The 638-nt window shown below is 79.2% G+C and carries 2 protein-coding genes; one reads left to right on the top strand and one right to left on the bottom strand.

Annotated features, from left to right (window positions below):
- Nucleotides 1–299 (top strand): hypothetical protein (locus ABWU78_RS20905; RefSeq protein WP_439159393.1); only part of this gene is annotated, 299 nt, incomplete at its 5' end.
- Between the two features lie 64 nt (nucleotides 300–363).
- Here the strand turns inward: ABWU78_RS20905 and ABWU78_RS20900 are convergent.
- A partial coding sequence (locus tag ABWU78_RS20900) for a hypothetical protein (RefSeq protein WP_439159392.1) occupies nucleotides 364–638 on the bottom strand: 275 nt, incomplete at its 5' end.

Genomic DNA, 638 nt, shown 5'->3' with positions numbered 1-638 from the left:
GCCACCGGTACGCTGACGTCGCCGCCGCGTACCAGCGCCGGGAGGACCAGTCGTCCGGGGCGGCGGCACCGGTGCCGGAGCTGCGGCCCGCCGCCCGTGCGGAGGCCACGGCCGGGCGCGCCGCGCGGGCGATCGGCTCGGTGCGGCGCGTGCTCGGCAAGGTCGTGCGGGTCCGGAGCCGGAGGGACCTCGCCGACCGGGTGCAGCGCGTCGGGCACGACCTGGGCTTCCGGTTCGCGCGGACCGACCCGACCGTCGCGCGCGTCCCCGTGCCCCCGGTCCTGCCCGACCCGTCGTAGCCCGGGCCGAGGTGCGCTCGGGCCGGTACGGCGGGCTTCGCTCAGGACGGTTCGGTGGCGCCGCTCAGACCGGTGGTGGGAGCACGGCGGGGACCGGGACCCGCGGCGCGGCGGGGTCGACACGGCCCCACCGGTAACCGGCCTGCTCGCCCACGCGCCAGACCGTCTCGGCGAGACCGACCCGGCCGCGCGACAGCTTGTTGCGGATCGTGCGCGCCATGCGACGGACGACCGAGAGAGCACCGGCCCGGGCGACCGGCGGTCCCGGGTCCGCGGGGCCAGGCCCCGGTGTCGCGGCACCGGTGGTGAAGGCGGCGGCGACGTCGGCGTAGCGGTGCT

The organism is Cellulosimicrobium sp. CpK407, assembly GCF_051844275.1.
GTDB lineage: Bacteria > Actinomycetota > Actinomycetes > Actinomycetales > Cellulomonadaceae > Cellulosimicrobium > Cellulosimicrobium cellulans_G.
The sequence above is the reverse complement of the archived record's forward strand: the minus strand, read 5'-3'. Positions and strand labels throughout refer to the sequence as shown.